Source organism: Microcystis sp. LSC13-02, assembly GCA_002282935.1.
Lineage (GTDB): Bacteria > Cyanobacteriota > Cyanobacteriia > Cyanobacteriales > Microcystaceae > Microcystis.
Genome location: MTBT01000235.1, coordinates 1 through 4,390 on the forward strand (window position 1 = coordinate 1; position 4,390 = coordinate 4,390).

Genomic DNA, 4,390 nt, shown 5'->3' on the forward strand with positions numbered 1-4,390 from the left:
ATCTGATAACTGATAACTGATAACTGATAACTGATAACTGATAACTGATAACTGATAACTGATAACTGATAACTGATAACTGATAACTGATTACTGATTACTGTTCCTTGTTTGTCGAACCGGCGCCGCGGTATTTGAGAGATGAGGAGCGAATTGGGTTAGCCACCGTGGGATTATTGGTGATTTTAACCTCCGCACCGCGATATTTACCCCCTCGCTCCTTGACAGGAGCCTCGGTGACTGTTGGCTCGATATAGGTGGCGCCACGATACTTTTTCTCGCCGGCGGTTTCTGGAGTGGGGACGGGGAGATTCTTCTGCTCTTCTCGTCCTTGCCATAAAAAGGTGACGACAATCACAACTGTCAAGAGAATTAATAGCTGAATCTGCCAAGGAGCTAAAACCAGACTCAACACTAAACTAATTACCGTGGCGGCACTGGCGAGATAAGCGATCTCATCGCTGGACTTCTGCCAGAAATAGGCAGCCAAGGCAGCGGTGAATAGTGGTAATAAAAACGAATAGGACATTCTGGGTACACCTTGTCACGCTAGTGAACCAATCTCTCTATTATTACCTCCCTAGCTTTGATCGGCGAAAAATATTAACTTAGCTTATGTTACATATAAGTTTTATCTTGTCAATTCTTCTTTACAATTCGTAAAAATGCTGTTACATTTATTTACATGAGCTAAAAGTTAAAGCAAAACAGCCAAGACACCAAGCCGGTTCAGATTGTCTCGGAGAGTATCGGACAGCTGATGATTCCTTTAGTCTGAGACAACGGTGAAAAACTGGGCTGACTAGCTTAAAAAAGTTTTCGGGGTTTGGGTTTGCCCCATTGACAGATTTGCTTGAGTTCTCCTACATAACTTAGCGCTACCTCGGCTGGACACCGAGGTTTTTTATTTGGTTACAGCGTTTTCGACTAAGTAGGGTCTGCTGAAAAAGTTTTTCGGTGGTGGTAGGAGTCAGGAGTCAGGAGTCAGGAGTCAGGAGTTTCAGGCTTTGTTGCCCTTTTAACAGGTCAAAAGCTTTATTTTAAAAGGGTTTTACCATTATTCAGCAAGCCCTAAGTAATACTAAATCCTGTTTAAAAGGTATAGGAGAGTGGGGTGTGGGGAGCAGGGAGTGGGGAGCAGGGAGAAACAATTGATAACTTGAGGGTTAATCACACTATTAAAAACGGATTTGGTATGAAACGTAGATACATTATTACTATCTAACAATTAATTGAGATTACCTACTTAATTAAAAATTAACTTCATTTTGATGTACAGAATCCAAATAAAACTTGATTACATCTTCTGGTGTACCCTGACATTGCAACTGGCCTTTATTTAGCCAAATTGCTTGGTTACAGGACTCTTGAATTAAAGTCAAATCGTGGGAAACTACTAAAATAGTGGCGTTAGAATTCCAGAATTTTTTTAACCGTCGTTTACACTTATTTTTAAAACTTTCATCCCCGACGGAAAGGACTTCATCAAGAATAAGAATATCGGGGTGAACCTCCGTAGCGATCGCAAATCCTAAACGAGCCACCATCCCGGAAGAAAGAGATTTCACCGGCGCTCCCATATATTCTTCTAACTCAGCAAAGTCAAGGATATCTTTGGTTTTTTCCTTCATTTCCTGACGAGAAAATCCCAGCATTACCCCATAGAGAATAATATTATCTTTTACCGGTAAATCTGGATCAAAACCCGCTCCTAATTCAATTAGAGAGGCAATTTGTCCCCTGACTCTTACCTGTCCCTTTGTTGGTTCCAGAATACCACAAATGACTTTTAAGAGAGTAGATTTTCCTGCGCCATTAGCTCCAATGATACCTAATTTCGCTCCGGAATTAATGACTAAATCTATATCATCTAGAACTAATTTTTTGGCAGGTTGACGATATTTACCTTCAAGAATAGAGAAGATTGTCCTTTTTAGATCGTAGGAGAATTCTTCTTGAGTACGTCTTTCGAGAGACACTTGATCGAGTCGAATTACTTCTGTCATTTATAATAAATCCATAAATAAATGTCGCCAGAGTCGGAAGCAAGTCCAACCAATTCCTAAGATGATGATCCCACCGAATAGAGATTGAAAAATCAAACCAAAATCCGGTAATCCGGGGGAAAGGGACAATTGGCGAATACTTTCGATTACCGGCAATAATGGGTTTAATAGGAGGAATGGTTTTACGGAGGGAGGAATAATTTCCGGGGGATAGAAAATCGGGCTGCTAATCCAAGCGACAAAACAAACAATTTCGTAAAAATAGGGTAAGTCTCTGAAGAAAACGTAGAGGGTACTGACCAAAAAACCCACTCCCGTGCAAACCATAGAAAGACCGATCACGGGAAAAATCAGAGCAATTACATTAATTAAACTTTGAGATTTCCAAAGAGTTACTATAGCCAAAAGGGGAAAGATACTAATAGCAAATTGAAAAATATTTGCCACTACCATCGAAACGGGAAAGATGCTAACCGGCAGACGAATTTTATTTAGAATACTGCCATTACCAACGATACTAGGTAAAGCTTGGTTAGTGGAAGCATTAAAGAAATTTATTACTACTAAACCGGTGAAAGCCGCTAGGACATAGTTAACTATAGAATTATCAAAATAAGAGGCGAAAACCGTGCCGAAAATTGCCGTGTATAGTGCAGTCATAATCAGGGGATTTAACAAGGACCAGTAAACCCCCAGAAAAGAACCCCGATAGCGTCCCTTGAGATTACGTTCCACTAAAACACTAAGCAACTCGTAATATCGCCGCGCTGTTGACCATCTAGTTTTTGTCTGGAGATCGGTCATAGGGATAATTGTCATCTCGTCAGTATTCAGTGCTTTATTCTAAACGATTACCGTCAATTTTGTCTATCGATCGAGAGGGGACTCTAGTTTTTATCCAGTTCCCGACGACTCTCCCTCTCGGGAAAAAGTTCCCTTCCTAGGCCATTTATCTGGCTCAAAAAGCTTAAAACCCGCTAAAAGCCTCTTTTTTTAGGGTTAAACTCGGTTTTTAGGGACAGCCTTAGCTAATTGACCTAGACTCTAGCAGGTTTGACAATAAAATAGACATCAGATAAAAGCCAAGAAATGCCGATTTAAACACAGCTAATCTCAGAAAAACCGGAGTCAAAAACCGATAACTGAACAACTTCCTAACAGCCAAACCAAGAATTTAATCTAATTTATGTCCCGTCAGTTCCACAAAGATATCTTCGAGGTTGGAAGGGCGACACATTACGCCAGTTTTATCGCTCAAACTGTCAAGATAGGCATTGGCATCAGCCACGGTGGGGAAGAATTTATAATCGATTTTATCGCCAACTTGTTTGATAACTAAACCCTCGCCATACTTAGTGCGAAAATCCGTTAGAGTTCCTAATTCGATTAATTTGCCCGCATCCATAATACCAATTCTGCCCGGTTTTCCCGTGGCGTTATCCTGACAGAGAAATTCCACTTCTTCCATGTAGTGAGTGGTTAATAAAATTGTCATTCCTTGCTGGTTTAAATCGCGAATTACTTCCCACAAACGACGACGATTTTGGGGGTCTAAACCGACAGTCGGTTCATCGAGAAAGAGGATTTTTGGTTCGTGAAGAAGAGCGCGAGCAATCTGTAAACGTCGTTTCATCCCTCCGGAAAGAGTTTTGGCAAGGGCAGATTTTCGATCGCTTAAACTGACATAATCTAAATAGCGATCGATTAATTCCTGTCTCTGGGGATTGGGGATATGGTGCATCCGGCCGTGAAATTCCAGATTTTCCCAGACGGTTAATTCCCCATCAACGCTAATCTGTTGCAAGACTACCCCGATATTTCTTTTCACCTGATCGCGGTATTTTTTCACATCATACCCCGCCACTGCGATTTCTCCTTGACTTGCTTCGGTGAGGGTGATAATCATGCGGATTGTCGTCGATTTTCCCGCACCATTGGGACCGAGTAAACCAAAGATTTCCCCTTTTTCGATGGTAAAGGAAAGCTCGTTAACTACTGGGAGATTGTTATAGATTTTAGAAACGCGATCGAGAGCAATAGCGGCGGTCATAGTTACAAAAGTTAATATTCCAGCTATGGATTAGTGTAGCCCAGATAAACTCGAATATTTTCCACCCACGATCTTTTATTTTTTCCCCTTCTCCTGATTTGGTGGTGGTTTCACATTGGAACCACCCGTGGGAGGTTTACCAGGGGGTCTATCAATTTTAGCTTGATAGCCACGTTCGTTTTGCTCAACCCGTCGTTCTTGTTTTTCTGACATTTAAGTTACCTCTGTTTGATCCTGCCAAAATTGGCTCTTCGTTACCCTTTATGCTAAATCAACAGACAAGATGCCAAGACAACATACTTCTAACCCAAAAATTCCGAAAGTTTCTAAAGCC

The 4,390-nt window shown here is 41.2% G+C and carries 5 protein-coding genes; all 5 read right to left on the bottom strand.

Translation table 11 applies throughout. From position 1 onward, the window contains the following. Positions 1–97: 97 nt before the first annotated feature. The 5 genes from BGL89_RS14700 to BGL89_RS14720 all read right to left on the bottom strand — a co-directional run bounded on the left by BGL89_RS14700 (position 98) and on the right by BGL89_RS14720 (position 4,269). Positions 98–529: a DUF4278 domain-containing protein gene (locus tag BGL89_RS14700; RefSeq protein WP_286826332.1), complete on the bottom strand. Its 432-nt coding sequence runs from the start codon at positions 527–529 to the stop codon at positions 98–100. Positions 530–1,250: 721 nt separating this feature from the next. Beyond that, positions 1,251–2,006, bottom strand: a complete 756-nt coding sequence (locus BGL89_RS14705; RefSeq protein WP_286826333.1) for an ABC transporter ATP-binding protein — start codon at positions 2,004–2,006, stop codon at positions 1,251–1,253. After that, positions 2,007–2,810, bottom strand: a complete 804-nt coding sequence (locus BGL89_RS14710) for an ABC transporter permease (RefSeq protein WP_286826335.1) — start codon at positions 2,808–2,810, stop codon at positions 2,007–2,009. Between the two features lie 370 nt (positions 2,811–3,180). Next, complete coding sequence (locus BGL89_RS14715) at positions 3,181–4,056, bottom strand: ABC transporter ATP-binding protein (protein WP_286826334.1); 876 nt, start codon at positions 4,054–4,056, stop codon at positions 3,181–3,183. A gap of 75 nt (positions 4,057–4,131) precedes the next feature. Then, a complete protein-coding gene (locus BGL89_RS14720) occupies positions 4,132–4,269 on the bottom strand; it encodes a hypothetical protein (RefSeq protein ID WP_199273232.1) in 138 nt (45 codons plus the stop codon). Positions 4,270–4,390 lie beyond the last annotated feature (121 nt).

Excerpts from the sequence above, each read along its gene's own strand:
- BGL89_RS14700 (WP_286826332.1), bottom strand. The coding sequence starts at position 529 with ATGTCCTATTCGTTTTTATTACCACTATTCACCGCTGCCTTGGCTGCC.
- BGL89_RS14715 (WP_286826334.1), bottom strand. The coding sequence starts at position 4,056 with ATGACCGCCGCTATTGCTCTCGATCGCGTTTCTAAAATCTATAACAAT.
- BGL89_RS14705 (WP_286826333.1), bottom strand. The coding sequence starts at position 2,006 with ATGACAGAAGTAATTCGACTCGATCAAGTGTCTCTCGAAAGACGTACT.
- BGL89_RS14710 (WP_286826335.1), bottom strand. The coding sequence starts at position 2,810 with ATGACCGATCTCCAGACAAAAACTAGATGGTCAACAGCGCGGCGATAT.
- BGL89_RS14720 (WP_199273232.1), bottom strand. The coding sequence starts at position 4,269 with ATGTCAGAAAAACAAGAACGACGGGTTGAGCAAAACGAACGTGGCTAT.